This is a genomic window from Streptomyces sp. SID14478 (assembly GCF_010548525.1).
Lineage (GTDB): Bacteria > Actinomycetota > Actinomycetes > Streptomycetales > Streptomycetaceae > Streptomyces.
The window spans coordinates 1-18609 of record NZ_JAAGMG010000300.1 but is presented as its reverse complement, the minus strand read 5'-3'; the positions used below and the strand labels follow the sequence as shown (position 1 = coordinate 18609).

Below are 18609 nucleotides of genomic sequence, written 5' to 3'. Positions count from 1 at the left end.
GGCCCGCTCCCCCGGCCACGGGGCGGCGTCGCACGGTGCGTACGCCCACGGTGCTGCAGATGGAGGCCGTCGAGTGCGGCGCCGCGGCGCTCGCGATGGTGCTCGCCCATCACGGCCGGCACGTGCCGTTGGAGGAGCTGCGCATCGCGTGCGGCGTCTCGCGCGACGGTTCGCGCGCCAGCAACCTCCTGAAGGCGGCGCGCAGTTACGGCATGACGGCCAAGGGCATGCAGATGGAGCCGGCCGCGCTCGCCGACGTGCAGGGCCCCGCGATCCTGTTCTGGGAGTTCAACCACTACGTCGTCTACGAGGGCATGGGCCGCCGCTTCGGACGGCGCGGCGTGTTCCTCAACGACCCCGACAAGGGGCGCAGGTTCGTCGCCGCGGAGGACTTCGACACCAGCTTCACGGGGGTCGTGCTGGTCCTGGAGCCGGGAGCGGACTTCCGGACGGGCGGGCGCCGCCCGGGCGTGCTCACCGCTCTGCCGGGGCGGCTGCGCGGCACGACGGGCACCATGCTGGCGGCGCTGCTCGCGAGCCTGCTGCTGGTGGCCGTGGGCGCGGCGGTGCCGGCGCTGAGCAAGACGTACATCGACCTGTTCCTGATCGGTGATCAGACTTCCTTGCTGGGTGCCCTGTTCGCGTCGATGGGTGCGCTGGTGGCCCTGACGGCCGTGCTCACCTGGTTGCAGCAGGCGAATCTGCTGCGCGGGCGCATCATCTCGTCGACGCTGAGCAGCGCACGCTTCTTCGGGCATCTGCTGCGGCTGCCGGTCACGTTCTTCGCGCAGCGCAGCCCCGCCGACCTGGTGCAGCGCCTCGCGTCGAACGACGCGGTCGCCGAGACCCTGGCCCGCGATCTGACGGCGGCCGGCGTCGACGGCATCGTGGTGCTGCTGTACGCGGCGCTGCTGTGGAGCTACGACCCGCAGCTGACGATGGTCGGCGTCGGCATCGCCCTGCTGAACGTGGTGGCGATGCGGATCGTCGTACGCCTGCGGGCGACCCGGACGCAGAAGCTGCGGGCGGACACCGCGCGGATGACCAACACTGCTTACACCGGGCTGCAGTTGATCGAGACGATGAAGGCGACCGGGGGCGAGGACGGGTACTTCCGCCGATGGGCGGGGCAGCACGCGACGACGCTGGAGGAGCAGCAGCGGCTCGGCGTGCCGAGCGCCTGGCTCGGCATCGTCGCGCCGACGCTGGCCACCCTGAACAGCGCGGTGATCCTGTGGATCGGCGGGCTGCGCGCCGTCGAAGGGCATCTGTCGGTGGGCCTGCTGGTCGCCTTCCAGGCGCTCGTGACCCGCTTCACCGCGCCGATCACCCGGCTGAACGCGGTGGCGGGGCGCGCGCAGGACTTCGCCGCCGACGTGGCGCGCCTCAAGGATGTCGAGAACTTCCCCGTCGACACGTTGTACGCGCGGCCGGAGGCCGTGCCCAGCACCCGCCGCCTCAAGGGGCACGTCGAGCTGCAGGAGATCACCTTCGGCTACAGCCCGCTCGACAAGCCGCTGCTCACCGGGTTCTCGCTGACGGTCGGCCCCGGGCAGCAGGTGGCGCTGGTCGGCGGCTCCGGCAGTGGCAAGTCGACCGTCTCCCGGCTCATCTCGGGCCTGTACGCGCCCTGGGAGGGCTTCATCAGGATCGACGGGACGCGCCTGGAGGACATTCCGCGCGGCGCCCTCGCGGCGTCCGTCTCCTTCGTCGACCAGGACGTGTTCCTCTTCGAGGGCACGGTCCGCGACAACGTGGCGCTGTGGGATCCCTCGATCCCCGACGAGGCGGTGGCCGACGCACTGCGGGACGCCTGCCTGCACGACGTGGTGGCGCGCCGGCCCGGCGGACTGCACGGCCGGGTCGAGCAGGACGGCCGCAACTTCTCCGGCGGTCAGCGCCAACGCCTGGAGATCGCGCGGGCGTTGGTGCGCCGCCCCAGCATCCTCGTGCTCGACGAGGTGACGAGCGCCCTCGACGCCGGGACGGAACAGATCGTCATGGACAACATCCGGCGGCGCGGCTGCGCGTGCGTGGTCATCGCGCACCGGCTGAGCACCGTGCGCGACAGCGACGAGATCGTGGTGCTCGACCACGGCCAGGTCGTCGAGCGGGGCCGCCACGAGCACCTGGTGGCGGCCGGCGGGCCGTACGCCGAGCTGGTCAGGGAGCACTGAAGTGACGTACACGGAAACCGGGTTCACCGCGTCCGCGTCGTCGGACCAGGTCGTCGCGGCCTTCGGGGGTCTCGGCGCGGCCGTCGACTGCGCGGGGCTGCGCAGTCTGCCACTGGAGGGGCCGCAGGTGCTGTGGCTCGTGGTGGGCGGCGCCCTCGACCTGTTCGCGGTGGACGCGTACGCGCAGGGGCACTGGCACTTCCTGGGCCGCCTGGAGCCGGGCACGCTGCTGCTCGGCCCGGTCGAGGGCACGCAGCACACCCTGGTGGGGCGGCCGCTGGCGGGCTGCGCGATACGCCGCATCCCGCTGCGCGAGCTGCCGTACACCCCGGCCCACCAGGCGGCCGACGGCAGTTACGACATGGCGTGGAGCCTGCTGGAGGAGGCGTTCGCGCTCGGTGTCGGGCGCGGGCAGCGGGTGCTGTTCGAGGCACCTTTCGACAACCCTGCCGGGCGCGCCACGGACGGCGAGCTCCACGCCGACGACGACGTGCTGTGGCCCCAACTCGCCCCGGGCAGCGTCCAGTACGGGGCGGCGTACGCCGCTGACGCGGCCGCCGACCTCCTCGTGGACGGCGCGCTGTGGCAGCGCATGGTGAACCAGCAGTACCGGCTCCTGTCGACGCTGGACCGGTGGATCGAACGCCTGGAGAGCGCGCACGAGGACCGGGCGGCGGCCGGGATCAGGGCGGGCGAGGAGGTCCGCGAGCAGGCCGACCGCACCCTGCTCGCCTCCATCGGCTCGCCGCGCCGTCGGGGACGCGGCGCGCGGGCCGGGGTCGACGCGACGTACGCGGCCTGCAAGGTGGTGGCCGACGCGTCCGGCATCACGCTGGTGGAGCCGGGGCGCGGGGGCGCGGTCAGCGACCGGATCGACCCGGTCGAGCAGATCGCGGTGGCGTCGCGGATCCGCACCCGCCCGGTACGGCTCGTCGGGGACTGGTGGCGGCAGGACACGGGCCCGCTGGTGGGGTTCCGGGCCGCGTCCGGGGCGCCGGTCGCGCTGCTGTGGCGGCGGGGCGGTTACGAGGCCGTGCACGCGTCGGGCGAGCGGCGCACCCGGATCGACGAGGACACGGCAGAGGACTTCGAGGAGCGGGCCGTGCTGCTCTACCGTCCGCTGCCGGACGGGAAGTTGACGCCGTACCGGCTGATGCGGTTCAGCCTGCGCGCGGCGGGCTCCGACGTGCGCAGGCTGCTGCTCTCGTGTCTGGTGACGGTGGGGCTCGGCGCGCTCGTGCCGATCGCGACGGGCCAGGTCCTCGGCACGTACGTGCCGCACGCGCAGACCAGCCTGATCACGCAGGTGTCCCTCGCGGTGGTCGTCACGAGTGTGGTGTCGGCGGCCTTCCTGCTGCTGCAGAACATGACCGTGCTGCGGGTCGAGGGACGGGTGGAGAGCGTCCTCCAACCAGCCGTCTGGGACCGGCTGTTGCGCCTTCCGACGCGCTTCTTCGCCGCCCGCTCCACCGGCGAGCTGGCGAGTGCGGCGATGGGGATCAGCGGGATCCGCAGGCTGCTGTCCGGGGTGGGCCCGGTGGTCGTGCAGTCGGTGACCATCGGCGCGATGAACCTCGTGCTGCTCCTGCTGTACAGCGTGCCGCTGGCGCTCGCGGCGCTCGGCATGCTGGTGGTCGTGGCGGCGGTCTTCCTCACGCTCGGCCTGTGGGAACTGCGCTGGCAGCGCCGCCTGGTGGAACTCGGCAACAGGCTCAACAACCGGGCTTTCCAGTCCCTGCGGGGGTTGCCGAAGCTGCGGGTCGCCGGGGCGGAGAGCTTCGCGTACGCCGCGTGGGCGAAGGAGTTCGCGCGCAGCCGCGATCTGCAGCGCTGGGCGGGCCGCATCAAGAACGCGACGACGGTCCTGGGCTCCGTCTATCTGCCGCTGTGTTCCCTGGTGATGTTCATGCTGCTGGCGGGTCCGGCGCGCGGCAGCCTGTCGGCGGCCGCGTTCCTCACCTTCAACACGGCGGTGACGATGCTGCTGTCCTCGGTGACGCAGCTGACCGGCGCGCTGATCTCGGCCGCCGCCGTGCTGCCGATGTACGAGCAGATCAAGCCGGTGCTCGACGCGGAGCCCGAGGTGCGCGTGGCCGCCACCCCGCCGGGCGAGCTCACGGGCGCGTTGGAGGCGCGCGGCCTGTCCTACCGCTACACCGACGACGGGCCGCTGGTCCTCGACGACGTGTCCCTCGCGATCCGCCCCGGCGAGTTCGTGGCCGTGGTCGGCGAGAGCGGCTGCGGCAAGTCGACGCTGCTGCGGCTGCTCATCGGCTTCGACGACCCGACGTCCGGCAGCGTCCTGTACGACGGCCAGGACCTCTCGGCGCTCGACCAGGCGGCGGTGCGCCGTCAGTGCGGGGTCGTCCTGCAGAACGCGCAGCCGCTGACCGGCTCGATCCTGGACTGCATCTGCGGCGCCGAGTCGTTCTCGCAGGAGGAGGCGATGGCGGCGGCCGAGATGGCGGGCCTGGCCGAGGACATCAAGCGGATGCCGATGGGGCTGCACACGATGATCGCGGGCGGCGGCGCGATCTCGGGCGGCCAGCGGCAGCGGCTGATGATCGCGCAGGCCCTGATCCGGCGTCCGCGCCTCCTGTTCTTCGACGAGGCGACGAGCGCGCTCGACAACGAGACGCAGCGCATCGTGATCGACAGCACGCGGGCCCTGCGGGCGACGAGGATCGTCATCGCCCACCGGCTGTCCACCGTCCTGGACGCGGACCGGGTGGTCGTGATGTCGGCGGGCCGCGTCGTCCAGCAGGGCGCACCCGCCGAGCTGTTGGCGGACACGGGCGGGCGGCTGCACGAGTTGGTGCGTCGGCAGATGGCGTGAGTGCCGGATCACCGGCCCGTCGCGGGCGGCCCGGGAGGCGGGGCGAGGGCGAGCACCGCGCCCGCGACGACGATGACGGTGCCGGACCGCACAGCGCTGGAGACCGCGTTCGGGCTCGGGCCGGCGCGGCGGGACAGCAAGAGGGTTCCGCGCGCGCCGCGCGAGGGGCCCCGCACGCCTGACGACACGGCTCGGCGCACGTCCTCCGACCCGCTCGGTAGCCCTCCCGGGACGAGGGGCGTCGTCGACGGTGGCCGCGACATCCCTCCCCGTCCATGCCGCCGACGCACCGCCGTGCCCCCGCACGCACGACACGCTGCCGGGACGGCGACCGATGAGTTGAGAGCGGCCCGGGGGTCACCCTTGTCGTACACGTACATGCGCATCGCCTGTCCAGGAGGGTGACCCCGATGACCGACACCAACACCTTGGCCGACGTACTGGCCCCGCACGTGACGAAGGGGCCCGTACCTGGGGCGGTGGGCCTGGTGGCCCGCGGCGACCGGCTGGAGGTGGCGGCCGTCGGGCACAGCGACGCCGAGGGCACGTCGCCGATGGAGCGCGACTCGCTCTTCCGGATCGCCTCGATCACCAAGCCCGTCACTGCCGCCGCGCTGATGATCCTGGTCCAGGAGGGCCGTCTCGCCCTGGACGCGCCGATCGGGCACTGGCTGCCCGAACTGGCGTCGCCGGACGTCGTCCGTGACCCGGCGGGCCCGATCGAGGACGTCGTGCCGGCGGCCCGGCCGATCACGGTGGAGGACCTCCTGACGTTCCGCGCGGGCTGGGGCTTCGGCTCCGACTTCTCGCTGCCCGCGCTGCAGCCGGTCTTCGCCCTGATGGACCCGCACCACCCGCAGCGGCTGCCGGAGCCGGACACCTGGCTCGCCGCGCTCGCCCAGGTGCCGCTGCTGCACCAGCCCGGCGAGGCGTGGCTGTACAACACCTGCTCCGACATCCAGGGCGTGCTGATCACGCGCGTCACCGGGCAGTCGCTGCCGGAGTTCTTCGCCGAGCGGATCTTCACGCCCCTCGGCATGCGGGACACCGCCTTCGACGTGCCCGCCGCCAAGCGCGAGCGGTTCACCAGCGCGTACGTCCCCACGGCCGACGGCGGCGCCGAGCGCGTCGACACCCCGGACGGCGACTGGAGCACTCCGCCCGCCTTCCCGTCCGGCGCGGGCGGGCTCGTCTCCACGGTGGACGACTGGTGGGCGTTCGCCCGCATGCTGCTCGACGGCGGCGGGGACGTGCTGTCCGCCGAGTCCGTGCGCCTGATGACGACGGACCATCTGACGCCGGCCCAGCGCGCGGCGAGCGACTTGTTCACGCTGGGCTCGGGCTGGGGCTTCGGCGGCTCCGTGGACGTCGAGCGCCGCGACCCGTGGAACGTGCCCGGCCGCTACGGCTGGGTCGGCGGCACGGGCACCGCGGCCCACCTGACGCCGTCGACCGGGACGGTGACGGTCCTGCTGACCCAACTCGCCCTGGGCGGACCGTCTCCGCTGCCGCCGGTGATGCGGGACTTCTGGGCGTACGCGGCCGACTGACCGGCGTCGCGCCGCGGTCCGCACACGCGACCAACCGTTGACATGAACCTGCGCGAGGCGAGATCTTCATGCGTGAACATGCATGAAGCATTCAAGTTTCAAGCAGAAGTAAACACGCGACGGTTGTTCTGAGCGGAGACGCGCCCCATGCGACCACTGCACCAACGACAGCTGCACAGAAGAGCGTTGATCACGGCGACGGCCGCCCTGGCGCTCGCCGCCGCCCTGCTGGGGGCACCCGCCCCGACGGCGGGCGCGGCGACGCCGGGCGGCGGCAGCCTCGACGCCGACCACCCGAGCGTCACGTGGCAGAGCCCCACGTACGCCAAGGGCACGGTCGACGACCCGAAGAAGTGCCCGACGGCGGCCGACGACCCGGACGGCACGACGTGCGACCGCTTCGACCTCAAGGTGGCGGTCCCGGACGGGTACTGGGACGACAACCCCGAGGGCGGGGTGCCGGTCTCGATCGAGTGGGCGAAACAGCCCAGCGACGACTTCGACATGTACATCTACGACGACGCGGACAAGCAGGTCGCCTCCAGCGCGGGCACGGCCGACCCCGAGGCGACCGTCATCCCGAAGGCGAACGGCACGTACCACGTGGTCGTCGTCCCCTACGACGTGCACGACAACTCCTTCGTCGGCAAGGCCTATCTGCCGGCGACGACCGACGCCGGGAACCTGACCTCCTTCAAGGGCGCCGACGGCAGCTACACGTTCGCCGCCGGTGACCTGAAGGCGAAGGCCGACTTCCTGAAGGGCGGCGGGCTGCGGCTGCAGGCCGACCCGACGGGCGCGTTCACCGACCCGGCCGGCGCGCAGATCGTCCGCGAGCAGCCCGCCGTGGACAAGCGCACCCGGTCCTTCGACGCGGGCGCCTACTACGGCATCCGCTCCTCCGCGGCCGTGCTGCGCGTCTACAAGCAGCCGCTGCGCTTCGGCCTCTACAAGCCGGACAACAAGACGCGCATCTGGCAGGAGGACAAGCCGCTGCGCTGGTCCACCGGCGGCATGCGGCAGAGCCTCGCGCGCGGAGCGGACGAGCAGTTCTTCGGCGGCGGCGAGCAGAACGGCTCCTTCTCCCACCGGGACAAGACCGTCTACGTCGCCAACAACACGAACTGGAACGAGGGCGGTTACAACAACTCCCAGCCGTTCTACCTCTCCTCCGCCGGCTACGGCGTCTACCGCAACACGTTCGCGCCCGGCGTCTACGACTTCGGCGCCTCCGTGCACACGGGCCAGCAGGAGCGGCGCCTGGACGCGTACTACTTCCTCGGCGACGCCAAGCAGGTCATCGGCGCGTACACCTCGCTGGTCGGCAAGCCGTTCATGCCGCCCGTCTACGGTCTCGAACCGGGCGACGCCGACTGCTACCTGCACAACGCGAACCAGGGCGAGCGGCACACCCTGGACGCGCTGAAGGTCGCCGACGGGTACACGCAGAACCAGATGCCGCTCGGCTGGATGCTCGTCAACGACGGCTACGGCTGCGGGTACGAGAACCTCGCCGAGACCGCCAAGGGCCTGCAGGACCACGACGCCCAGCTCGGGCTGTGGACGCAGGACGGCATCGACAAGCTCGCCGACCAGGTCAAGGCCGGCCAGCGCGTCGCCAAGCTGGACGTCGCCTGGGTCGGCAACGGCTACGGCATGGCCCTGGACGCCTGCGACAAGGCGAAGGCCGGCATCGAGGACAACAGCGACGCGCGCGGCTTCGTCTGGATGCCGGTGTCGTGGGCGGGCGCCCAGCGCTGCTCCGTGCTGTGGTCCGGCGACCAGAAGCTGTCGTGGGACTACGTGCGCTGGCAGATCCCGACGTACGCGGGCGCCACGATGTCCGGTATCGCGTACAACACCGGCGACGTGGGCTCGATCTACTCGCACGACGCGAAGATGTACGCGCGGGATCTGCAGGCCAAGACGTTCCTGCCCGCCCTCATGACGATGGACGGCTGGGCGACCGACCTCACCACCGGCCAGAAGACCAACCAGCAGCCGTGGGTGGACGGCGAACCGTACACGTCCATCAACCGCAAGTACCTCCAGCTGCACGAGCGACTGCTGCCGTACCTGTACACGCTGGCGAAGCAGGCGTCCGAGACCGGCGTCGGCGGGGTACGACCGCTGTGGCTGGAGTACCCGAAGGACGCCAACACCCTTGGCGCGCAAGCGAAGTACGAGTACATGGCGGGCGACGACTTCCTCGTGGCCCCGGTGTACGAGGACGCGGACACGCGCGACGGGATCTACCTGCCGAAGGGCACGTGGACGGATTACTGGACCGGTAGGACGTACAAGGGGCCGATGACGCTGAACGGCTACCACGCGCCGATCGACACGCTCCCGCTGTTCGTGAAGTCCGGGGCGATCGTGCCGATGTGGCCGCAGGGCACGACGTCCTGGAAGTCCCGGGACAAGGGGCAGTTGAGCTGGGACGTCTACGCCTCCGAGCGGGGCCGCAGCGCGTACACGCTCTACGAGGACGACGGCGTGACCCGCGACTTCCGCAAGGGGGCGTCGGCGACGCAGCGGGTGAGCGTCGACACCGGACGGCACGGCTCGGTCATCGCCGTCGGTGCCAGCAAGGGGAGTTACCAGGGGAAGGTGAGCAAGCGCGCCTACACCTTCACGGTGCACGGCGGCACGGCGCCCGACCGGGTGACGGTCAACGGGCGCTCCCTGCCCGCCTCTTCCTGGAAGTACGACGGGAAGTCGCACGTGACGACGGTCCGCACGGCATCCCTGCCGACGGACCGCTCGTTCACGGTCCGGCTGCTCGGCTAGCTCCCGCTCGCCCTGCCCCGCAGCTCCCCCTCGAGGACCTTCCCGGAGGGGTTGCGGGGCAGCGCGTCGACGGCGACGAAGCGCCGGGCACCTTGAAGTTGGCCAGCCGCTCGCGCGTCCAGGCCGTCAACTCGGCCTGCCAGAAAGCACTTTGCAAGCCTCCCGCCGCGGGCACGACGAACGCGGCCCCCACTTCCCCGAGCCGCGCGTCCGGCGTGCCGACGACGGCCGCCTCGGCGATCCCGGGGTGGCCGGTGAGGACCCGCTCGACCTCGGCGGGGTAGGCGTTGAAGCCGCCGACCACGTACATGTCCTTGAGCCGGTCGGTGATCGACAGGTAGCCGTGCGCGTCCAGGGTGCCGATGTCGCCCGTGTGCAGCCAGCCGTCCGGGGTGACGGCCTCGGCGGTGGCGGCCGGGTCGTCGAGGTAGCCGCGGGTCACGGTGTAGCCGCGGACCTGCACCTCGCCCGGGGTGCCGGGCGGACAAGCGGTGCCGTCGGGGGCGGTGACGCGGACCTCGGTGCCGGGGACGGGGCGGCCGACCGTGGAGTCGAGGAGGCCGACGGGCGAGTCGACGGGGCAGACGGTGACCACGCCCGTCGCTTCCGTGAGCCCGTACGCGGTGAACACGGCGCCGATACCGAGGACTTGACGCAGATCGGCGATGAGCCCGGCCGGAATGGTGGCGGCTCCGGTGCCCGCCATGCGCAGGCTCGTCAGATCGTGCGCGGCGCGGTGCGGGTGGTGCAGGAGGCCGTGGAAGACGGTGGGCGCCCCGGTCAGCACGGTGACGCGCTCGGCCTCGATGCGGCGCAGGACGCGCTCGGCGTCGTACACCTCCTCGGGCAGCATGGTGGCGCCGCGCAGCAGGCAGGGCAGGATTCCGGCCTTGAGGCCGAAGGTGTGGAAGAACGGGTTGACCAGGAGGTAGCGGTCACCGGCGGTGAGGGTGGTGGCTGTGGCCCGGGCGTCGAAGGCGCGCAGGGACTGGTGGTGGGTGGTCAGCACGCCCTTGGGGCGGCCGGTGGTGCCCGAGGTGTAGGTGATGTCGGACAGGTCGTCGGGGCGCACGGCGGCGGCCCTGTCGGCGCGGAGCCCGTCGGCCACGCGCTCACCTGCCCGCAGGTACGCGTCCCAGCCCAGCGGGTCCTCGGCGGTGGCCCCGCGCAGGACGACGACGTGCTCCAACTGCCCTGTGTTCTCGCCGCACGTGGCGAGCTCGGCGACGTAGTCCGTGCCGAGGAAGCCGCGCTCGGTGAACAGCATGCGGCAGCCGCTGCGCCGGATGATGTCGGCGGCCTCGGCGGCCCGGTAGCGGGTGTTGAGGGGGACGAGGACGGCGCCCGCCTGGACGGAGCCGAGCGCGGCGAGGATCCAGTGGCGGCTGTTGGGCGCCCAGATGCCGACGCGGTCGCCGGGCCCGATGCCGAGGGCGAGGGCGGCGCGGGCTGCGGCCCGGACCCGGTCGGCGAGTTCCGTGAACGTCCAGCGGACGGTGTCGTCGACGAGGGCCTCGCGGTCCCCGTGGGCGCGGGCGGCGGCGTCCGGGAGCGCGGCGAGGGTCAGGGTGGTGACGTCCATGGCGCCATCCGACACGCAGGCGGGGCCGCGCCGCTCCCCCGGTTTCCCACTCGCCGGGAAACCGCGCTCCTCGGCCCGCGTCGCCCGCGCCTAGGGTCCCGCCATGACTCAGCACTGGGACCACAGCTACGACGTCGTGGTGGTCGGTTCGGGCGCCGCCGGGTTCGCCGCCGCGCTCACCGCCCGACTGCGCGGCCTGTCCGCCCTGATCGTCGAGAAGACGGACCTGTACGGCGGCTCGACCGCGCTGTCCGGCGGCGCGATCTGGGTGCCGGACAACTTCCACCTGCACGACGCGGGGCTGCCCGACTCCCGCGAACGGGCCCGCCGCTATCTCGCCGCGACCGTCGGCGACCGGGTGCCCGGCGAGCGACTGGACGCCTATCTGGAGCACGGGCCGCGCATGGTCCGCGAGTTCCACGACAGGACGCTCGTGCGGTTCATGTACACCGACGGGTACAGCGACTACTACCCCGAGCGGGACGGCGGCTTCGCTAGGGGCCGTTCCGTCGAGCCGCAGCTGTTCGACGTCAAGAAGCTCCCGCGCGAGCAGCGCGGGACGCTGCGCCGCAGCCTGCTGCCGACGCGCGGGCTGACCATGACGTCGTACGACTTCCGCTACCTCAACATGGTCAGCCGCACCGGCAGGGCCAGGGCGCGGGCGCTGCGGGTCGGTGCGCGCTCGGTGCTCGCACGGCTGTCGGGGCAGGAACTCCTGTCCCTGGGCGGGGCGTTGATCGCACGGATGCGGTACTCGCTGGACCGGCTCGGCGGCGAGCTCTGGCTGCGGTGCCCGGTGACGGAGCTGGTCAAGGAGGGCGAGCGGGTCGCGGGCGTGCGGGTGCGGCGCGGCGGGCGGACGGTGAGCGTGGCGGCGCGCGGCGGGGTGGTGCTCGCCTCCGGCGGCTTCTCGCACAGCGCGGCGCTGCGCGACAAGCACCTGCCGCACCCCACGGACACGGCGTGGTCGGTGGCCGCCGAGGGGCAGACCGGTGACGGCCTGGAGCTGGCGCTCGCCGAGGGAGCCGCCACCGACCTACTGGACAAGGTGTGGGGCGCGCCCGCGGTCCTGCCGCCGGGCGCACCCACCCCGTTCTTCCTGGTCGCCGACCGCGCCATCCCCGGCATGATCATCGTGAACCAGGTGGGTGAGCGGTACGCGAACGAGGCCTCGCCATACCACGAGTTCGTGGACGCCATGTACGCGCACCACCGGCCGGACGCGTCGACGGTGCCGTCGTGGCTGATCCTCGACGCGGTCTCCAAGGCCCGCTACCTCTTCGCGGGGCTGTTCCCCGGGCAGTCCCTGCCGCAGGAGTGGCTTGCGTCCGGCTTCGCCCACCGGGCGGACACCGTCGAGGAGTTGGCGCGCGCCGCCGGCATGCCGCAGCGGGCGCTGCGGTCGACCGTCGAGCGCTTCAACGCCTTCGCGCGCCGCGGCGTCGACGACGACTTCGGCCGGGGCGAGAGCGCCTACGACCGCTACTACGGCGACCCGACCCTGCCGAACCCGAACCTCCATCCACTGGAGAAGGGGCCGTTCTACGCGATCCCGGTGCACCCCGGCGACATCGGCACGAAGGGCGGCGTCGTGACCGACCCCGCGGCGCGGGTGCTGCGCGAGGACGGCTCCGTCGTCCGCGGCCTGTACGCGTCCGGGAACGTGTCGGCGGCGGTGATGGGCGAGACGTACCCGGGGCCCGGCGCCACGATCGGCCCGGCGATGACGTTCAGCTGGGCGGCCGTGAACCGGATCGCCGAGGACCTCGGGGACGCCGGCTGACGCGGCGGTGGGCGGGTGACGGGCGCACGGAGCGGTATGCACCGGCCCACGCCCGTCACTGGCCCACGCCCGTCACCGCCGCCGGCTCCGGGCTCCGCCCCTCACTGGCTCACGAACCCGCCGTCGATCACGAACTCGCTGCCGGTCGCGAAGCTCGACTCGTCCGACAGCAGGTACAGCACCATTCCGGTGATCTCCTGCGGCCGTCCCGCACGCGCGATCGGCTGGTGGAGCACCGCCTGCCCCGACTGCGCCGACGCGGACGTCATGTCCGTCTCGATCACGCCGGGGTGCACGGAGTTGACGCGGATGCCGTGCGGCGCGAACTCCTGGGCCGCCGCCTTCGTCATGCCGCGCACCGCCCACTTGGCCGCGACGTAGCCGAGGATGCCGGGGAAGGCGATGATCCCGGCGACCGACGAGATGTTGACGATCGACCCGCCCCCGGCCCTCCTGAGCGACGGCAGGGCCGCCTTCATACCGAGGAACACCCCGACCTGGTCGACGTCGATCACCCTGCGGTAGTCGGCCTCGTCGAGCGTCTCGATGGGGCCGGTGTGCACGATGCCCGCGTTGTTGACCAGTCCGGTCAGCGGCCCGAACGCGTCCTCGGCGCGGGCCACCGCCGTCTGCCACTGCCGCTCGTCCGTCACGTCGAGGGGCACGTACAGGCAGTGCTTGTCGCCGAGTTCGGCCGCGAGTTCCTCGCCCGCCGTCTCCAGTACGTCACCGATGACGACCCGCGCCCCTTCGGCGACGAGCCCGCGCGCGTGCTCCGCGCCCATCCCGCGCGCGCCGCCGCTGATCAGCACGACCGCGCCTTCGAACCTGTCGTTCACCCTGTGCTCCTCCCACTGCGGTACCGGTGCCGGGCAGTGTGCAAGGCGGGGACGGCGGGCGGCGAGAAGGGCTTCCCACTGGCCGGGATTCCGCTCTGCCGGTGCCGGTCCTTCCCCCGGCACAATCGCGCACGCACACCACCGACGGAAGGGCCGAGGCGGCGATGGACACAGGGAATCTGGCGGGCAGGGTCGCACTGATCACGGGCGGGGCGCGCGGCATGGGCGAGGCCGCGGCCCGGCTGCTGGCCGCACGCGGCGCACGCGTCGTCATCGGCGACGTGCGGGAGGAGCAGGGGGAGGCCGTCGCCGCGTCGCTCGGTGCGCGGGTGGCGCGCTTCGTCGCGCTCGACGTGGCGGACGCGGCGTCGTGGGACGCGGCCGTCGCCACGGCGGTGGACGCCTTCGGGCGGCTCGACGTCCTCGTCAACAACGCGGCGATCTACACCACGTCGCCCATCGTCGACGAGGACCCGGCCCAGCTGGAGCGGATCCTGCGGATCGACCTGATCGGCCCGTTCCTCGGGATACGCGCCGCCGCGCCCGTGATGCGGCGCACCGCGGGCGGCGGCTCGATCGTGAACATCTCCTCGCAGGCCGGGCTGCAGGGCATCTGGGGACACGGCGCGTACGGGGCGGCCAAGTGGGGGCTGCGCGGCCTGACGAAGACGGCGGCGCTCGAACTCGGCCCCGAGGGCATCCGCGTCAACTCCGTGCACCCGGGCGCGATCGCGACGCCGATGATCGCCCACGTCGAGGGCAAGGAGCACGCGGCGGCGCCGCTGGGCCGGATCGGTGAGCCGGAGGAGGTGGCGCGTCTGGTGGCGTTCCTGGCCTCCGACGAGGCGTCGTACCTCAGTGGCGCCGAACTCGCGGTGGACGGCGGGGCATCGGCGGGCCGGATGCCGGCCTTCGAACAGCGCGGCACCACACGGTGAGTGACTCCCCCGCCCCCGAGGTCCGCGCGGTGATCGACGCGGCGTCCGCCAACTTCCCGGCTCTGGGTACGGAGTTGACGGAGATCGGCGACGTACGGGCGTTCTTCGCGTCACGCCCCGCCGCGCCGACCCCGGACATCGCGGTGGCCCGGGTCGCCGACCGGGACGCCGACGGCGTACGGGTGCGGGTGTACGACCCGACGGACGGCGCCGGCGGGGCGCCGGTCGTGGTGTTCGCGCACGGCGGCGGGTTCTGTCTGTGCGGGCTCGACTCGCACGACGGGTTCTGCCGGGCGATGGCCGTGGCGACGGACGCCGTCGTCGTGTCCGTCGACTACCGCCTCGCGCCCGAACACCCCTATCCCGCGGGCCCGGAGGACTGCTACACGGCACTGCTGTGGGCGGCGCGGACGTTCCCGGGCCGACCGCTCGGCGTCGCCGGGGACAGCGCGGGCGGCAATCTCGCCACCGTCATGGCGCTGATGGCGCGCGACCGCGGCGGCCCGGCACTCGTGTGCCAGGCCCTCTACTATCCGATGCTCGACCCGGACCGGACCGGCGGCTCGCACCGCCGCAACGCCCACGGACACTTCCTCACCGCCGACCACCTGCGCTGGTACTGGGACGGCTACGCGCCCGGCTCCGCACTGCGCGGCGAGCCGTACGTGGCGCCGCTGGAGTACGCGGAGCTGGCCGGGCTGCCCCGGGCGTACGTGGTGACGGGCGGGTTCGACCCGCTGTGCGACGACGGCCTCGGCTACGCGACGGCCCTGGCCGAGGCGGGGGTCGAGGTGCGGTCCGCGCACTACCCGGGGATGTTCCACGGGTTCCTGTCGATGGCGGGCGCCCTGCCGCAGGCGGCACGGGCCAGGGCCGAGGCGTTCGCGGCGCTGGGCCGGGACCTGCGCCGCTGACGGTGCCGGCGGGGTCGGGAGCCGCGCGGCTCCCGACCCCGCTCAGAGCAGCTCGAACCCCTCGTACCCGGCGGCGGCGACCTCGTCGATGATGTCCTGGTACACCTTGAACCCGCCGACGAAGGGCATGAACACCCGTGGCTTTCCCGGGGTGTTGGCGCCCAGGTACCACGAGTCGGCGCGCATCAGCAGGGTGGCCGCCGCGCGTTCCCGGCAGTCGCGCACCCATGCGTCGACGGCCGCGCCGGTCGCCTCCACGCCCCTCCTCCCGGTCGCGTCCAGGTGCCGGAGCAGGGCGGCGAGCCAGTCGACGTGCTGCTCCGCCGCGAGCACGACGTTGACCATGACGCTGGGGCTGCCGGGCCCCGTCAGGTTGAAGAAGTTCGGGAAGCCGTCCGTGCCGAGCCCGAGATAGGTGCGCGGCCCGTCCCGCCAGGCCTCCTTCAGCGTGCGCCCGCCGCGGCCGCGCACCTCGATCCGGTCGACGGATCCGGTCATCGCGTCGAACCCGGTGGCGTACACGAGGACGTCGAGGTCGACGCGCGTACCGTCGGCGAGGACGACACCCTTCTCGTCGATGCGCGCGATCGGGTTCCGCCGGAGGTCCACCAGCTCCACGTGCGGCTGGTTGTACGTCTCGAAGTACCCGGAGTCGGTGACGATGCGCTTGGTGCCGATCGGGTGGTCACCGGGCACGAGCAGCGCGGCGACGGCCGGGTCGGCGATGCGGGCCCGGACCTTCTCCTCCCAGAAGGCGCGGGCCGCGTCGTTCGCGGCGAGGTCGGTCACCTGGTCGGGGAAGGTCTTGGAGTACAGGACCCCGCCCAGTTCCCAGCGACTCTCGTACGCGGCGCGCCGCTCGCCCTCGTCGACGTCGAAGGTCTTCTTCGGGTACGTCGTGAACGGCGAGCCGCCCCCGCTGAGCCGGGCGAGCCGGCGCCGCTCGGCGTATCCGGCCTTCAGCGCGCGCCGCTCGTCCTCGGTGACGGGCTTGTTCCCGGCCGGGATCGAGTAGTTGGCGCTGCGCTGGAAGACCGTCAACTGTGCTGCTTGTGCGGCTATTTCGGGCACGGACTGGATGCCGGAGGAGCCGGTGCCGATGACGCCGACGCGCTGTCCCGTGAGGTCGACGCCCTCGTGCGGCCATTCGCCGGTGTGGAAGGCGCGGCCCGCGAACGTGTCGATGCCCGGGATGTCGGGCCGCTGCGCGCGGGACAGGCAGCCGACGGCGAAGACGCAGCACCGGGCCGTCACCGTCTCGCCGGCGTCGGTGCGCACCGTCCACGTGAGGGTCTTTTCGTCCAACTCGGCGGAGGAGACAGAGGTGTTGAAGGTATAGGCGGGCCGCAGGTCGAAGCGGTCGGCGACGTGGCGCAGATAGCTGATGATCTCCGGCTGGGTGGCGTACTTCTCGGTCCAGTCCCACTCCTGCTGGAGGGCGTCGTCGAAGGAGTACGAGTAGTCGAAGGACTCGACGTCGCAGCGGGCGCCCGGATAGCGGTTCCAGTACCAGACGCCGCCGACGTCCGCGGCGCGCTCGAAGGCGCGGACCCGGTGGCCGAGGCCGCGCAGCCGGTGGACGGCGTACAGACCGGTGACGCCCGCGCCGACGACGACCACGTCCGTATCGGTCCGTTCGGGCTGCGTGGCGGGGGTGGGAGGGGGCTGTGCGCTCACGGGGTGGCTCCTCGGGCCGGCGGGCGGATGCGTCGAGGAGCCTCGCACCGCGTCGCGCCCCGCGCAGCGGGTGCTTCCCGGTCAGCGGGAAGGCGGCCCTGGTCCGATGGGTGGGTCCGGGGCATGCGGCGCCCACCTCTCCCTGGTCACGGCGCGCCGTCGGCTCTCCTCGCACTGTCGGGCCGTCGGAGTCCACGCGGCGTGAAGAAGTGCTACGCACTGCCTGACCAGTCTTGCCGGACCGTGGATCTCCTGTGACGAGACCCGCCCCGCCACGGCTGGATCCTTATGCTCCTATTACCTTTGCCCCTGCACACGATCATTGCCGGACCTGCCCCACCTCGACTGAACAGGGCGCGGTCACCGGCCGAAGATCACGAGGGGGAAGCACACGTGTCGTCCACACCCGCTCCGGGGCCCTGGCAGCCGGAGCCGCAGTCGTACCCTGCCCAAGGGGGTGCCTACGGGGGTCCTCCCTCCGGGGGCTATCCGCCGTCTCCGGGCGCGGGCCACGCCGCACAGCCGCAGCCCGGCTACGGCCAACCACCACAGCCCGGCTACGGCTACCCGGCCCAGCCCGCGCCGCCCCAACCGAACATCCCGCCGCAGGGCGGCGGTTTCGCGCCGATGCCTCCTCCCGGCGGGCCGGGCAACCGTTCCGCGGGGAAGGGCTCGCGGATCTGGGGCACGGTCCTCATCGTGCTGGGCGTCCTGCCGCTGCTGATCGGCGCCGCCGTGTTCGCCGCCGCCGTCAAGAACTCCCAACACACCGAGACCAACCCGGCGTTCATGCCCAAGGCCTGGCACAACCTCAAGACGGACCAGATCTTCCCGGCGCACCTGGAGGACACCAGCATCATCCAGCACAACAAGGGCTGGATGCGGCAGGGCATCATCGGCGAGGGCTCCTGCGCGAAGAACCTGCAGGGCGTCTTCCTGAAGAAGGCCAAGTCGGTCGGGTGCAAGCGGGTGCTGGCCGCCACGTACGTCGACGGCGGCGGCAAGAACGCGGCCACGGTGGCGCTCATCGTCACCGACTCGTACGCGGGCGCGAAGGCCCTGTCGAACGACTACTACGAGGCCAAGTCGGCGGCCCGGGCCAGCGAGCCCGTCTCACCGCCCGTCAAGCCGCTCGCCGCGCCGGGCACCCTGGCCGCCAACTGGCGGGCCCTGGGCGGCGGCGTCGCGGAGATCGGTGTGGGCATCGACAACCCGCCCTACGTCGTGGCCGTCACCACGGGGCCGGCCGACCTCAAGCGCACGTACGGCACGCTGCCCGAGGAGTGGGACGCCTACGGCGACCTCGCCGAGCTGTCGATCTACCCCGACATGGCCGACGACATCGCAAGCGCCTACGGCCGTTCGTTCCCGGATGTCCTCAGCGGCAAGGAGAAGTCATGGGGCGTCTGAGCCGCACCGAAGCACCGAGGCCGCGCCTGCGCCGACTGCGGCGGCCGGCCCTCGCCACCCTGGTCGGGGGGCTCGCGTGCACGCTGGTCGCCACGGCGCCGGGCACCGCGGCC

12 protein-coding genes are annotated in these 18609 nt (G+C 72.6%); 8 read left to right on the top strand and 4 right to left on the bottom strand.

Translation table 11 applies throughout. From position 1 onward, the window contains the following. Positions 1–35: 35 nt before the first annotated feature. A complete protein-coding gene (locus G3I40_RS10180; protein WP_343244879.1) occupies positions 36–2177 on the top strand; it encodes an NHLP family bacteriocin export ABC transporter peptidase/permease/ATPase subunit in 2142 nt (713 codons plus the stop codon). A 1-nt stretch (position 2178) separates the two neighbouring features. Next, positions 2179–5013: an NHLP bacteriocin export ABC transporter permease/ATPase subunit gene (locus G3I40_RS10175; protein ID WP_164301829.1), complete on the top strand. Its 2835-nt coding sequence runs from the start codon at positions 2179–2181 to the stop codon at positions 5011–5013. 8 nt (positions 5014–5021) lie between these two features. On the opposite strand, the gene G3I40_RS47905 is transcribed toward G3I40_RS10175, so the two are convergent. Continuing rightward, the gene (locus tag G3I40_RS47905; RefSeq protein WP_275410167.1) at positions 5022–5153 is read right to left on the bottom strand and encodes a hypothetical protein; all 132 of its coding nucleotides are present in this window, start codon (positions 5151–5153) and stop codon (positions 5022–5024) included. A 270-nt stretch (positions 5154–5423) separates the two neighbouring features. Here G3I40_RS47905 and G3I40_RS10170 point away from each other — a divergent pair, with 270 nt between their 5' ends. Then, a complete protein-coding gene (locus G3I40_RS10170) occupies positions 5424–6563 on the top strand; it encodes a serine hydrolase domain-containing protein (RefSeq protein ID WP_164301828.1) in 1140 nt (379 codons plus the stop codon). Between the two features lie 147 nt (positions 6564–6710). Beyond that, the gene (locus G3I40_RS10165) at positions 6711–9353 is read left to right on the top strand and encodes a TIM-barrel domain-containing protein (protein WP_343244878.1); all 2643 of its coding nucleotides are present in this window, start codon (positions 6711–6713) and stop codon (positions 9351–9353) included. Here G3I40_RS10165 and G3I40_RS10160 read toward each other — a convergent pair. After that, positions 9331–10935, bottom strand: a complete 1605-nt coding sequence (locus G3I40_RS10160; protein WP_343244877.1) for an AMP-binding protein — start codon at positions 10933–10935, stop codon at positions 9331–9333. The genes G3I40_RS10165 and G3I40_RS10160 overlap by 23 nt on opposite strands. A gap of 103 nt (positions 10936–11038) precedes the next feature. Between G3I40_RS10160 and G3I40_RS10155 the strand changes: the two genes are divergently transcribed. Continuing rightward, a complete protein-coding gene (locus G3I40_RS10155; RefSeq protein WP_164301827.1) occupies positions 11039–12718 on the top strand; it encodes an FAD-dependent oxidoreductase in 1680 nt (559 codons plus the stop codon). Between the two features lie 101 nt (positions 12719–12819). Here the strand turns inward: G3I40_RS10155 and G3I40_RS10150 are convergent, their stop codons facing one another. After that, entirely contained in the window at positions 12820–13557 is a 738-nt protein-coding gene (locus G3I40_RS10150; RefSeq protein ID WP_343244876.1) for a glucose 1-dehydrogenase, read from the bottom strand. A gap of 164 nt (positions 13558–13721) precedes the next feature. Between G3I40_RS10150 and G3I40_RS10145 the strand changes: the two genes are divergently transcribed. Together G3I40_RS10145 and G3I40_RS10140 are read left to right on the top strand one after the other, a co-directional pair. Continuing rightward, positions 13722–14495, top strand: coding sequence for a glucose 1-dehydrogenase (locus G3I40_RS10145; protein WP_164301826.1), 774 nt, complete (start codon positions 13722–13724; stop codon positions 14493–14495). Beyond that, positions 14492–15409, top strand: a complete 918-nt coding sequence (locus G3I40_RS10140; RefSeq protein ID WP_164301825.1) for an alpha/beta hydrolase — start codon at positions 14492–14494, stop codon at positions 15407–15409. Before G3I40_RS10145 ends, G3I40_RS10140 begins: the two co-directional genes overlap by 4 nt. 42 nt (positions 15410–15451) lie before the next feature. Here G3I40_RS10140 and G3I40_RS10135 read toward each other — a convergent pair whose 3' ends face one another. Continuing rightward, entirely contained in the window at positions 15452–17086 is a 1635-nt protein-coding gene (locus G3I40_RS10135; RefSeq protein ID WP_164301824.1) for an NAD(P)/FAD-dependent oxidoreductase, read from the bottom strand. Between the two features lie 393 nt (positions 17087–17479). Here G3I40_RS10135 and G3I40_RS10130 point away from each other — a divergent pair, with 393 nt between their 5' ends. Beyond that, complete coding sequence (locus G3I40_RS10130; RefSeq protein ID WP_164301823.1) at positions 17480–18496, top strand: hypothetical protein; 1017 nt, start codon at positions 17480–17482, stop codon at positions 18494–18496. The last annotated feature ends 113 nt before the right edge of the window (positions 18497–18609 follow it).

Excerpts from the sequence above, each read along its gene's own strand:
- G3I40_RS10170 (WP_164301828.1), top strand. The coding sequence starts at position 5,424 with ATGACCGACACCAACACCTTGGCCGACGTACTGGCCCCGCACGTGACG.
- G3I40_RS10165 (WP_343244878.1), top strand. The coding sequence starts at position 6,711 with ATGCGACCACTGCACCAACGACAGCTGCACAGAAGAGCGTTGATCACG.
- G3I40_RS10160 (WP_343244877.1), bottom strand. The coding sequence starts at position 10,935 with ATGGACGTCACCACCCTGACCCTCGCCGCGCTCCCGGACGCCGCCGCC.
- G3I40_RS10155 (WP_164301827.1), top strand. The coding sequence starts at position 11,039 with ATGACTCAGCACTGGGACCACAGCTACGACGTCGTGGTGGTCGGTTCG.
- G3I40_RS10145 (WP_164301826.1), top strand. The coding sequence starts at position 13,722 with ATGGACACAGGGAATCTGGCGGGCAGGGTCGCACTGATCACGGGCGGG.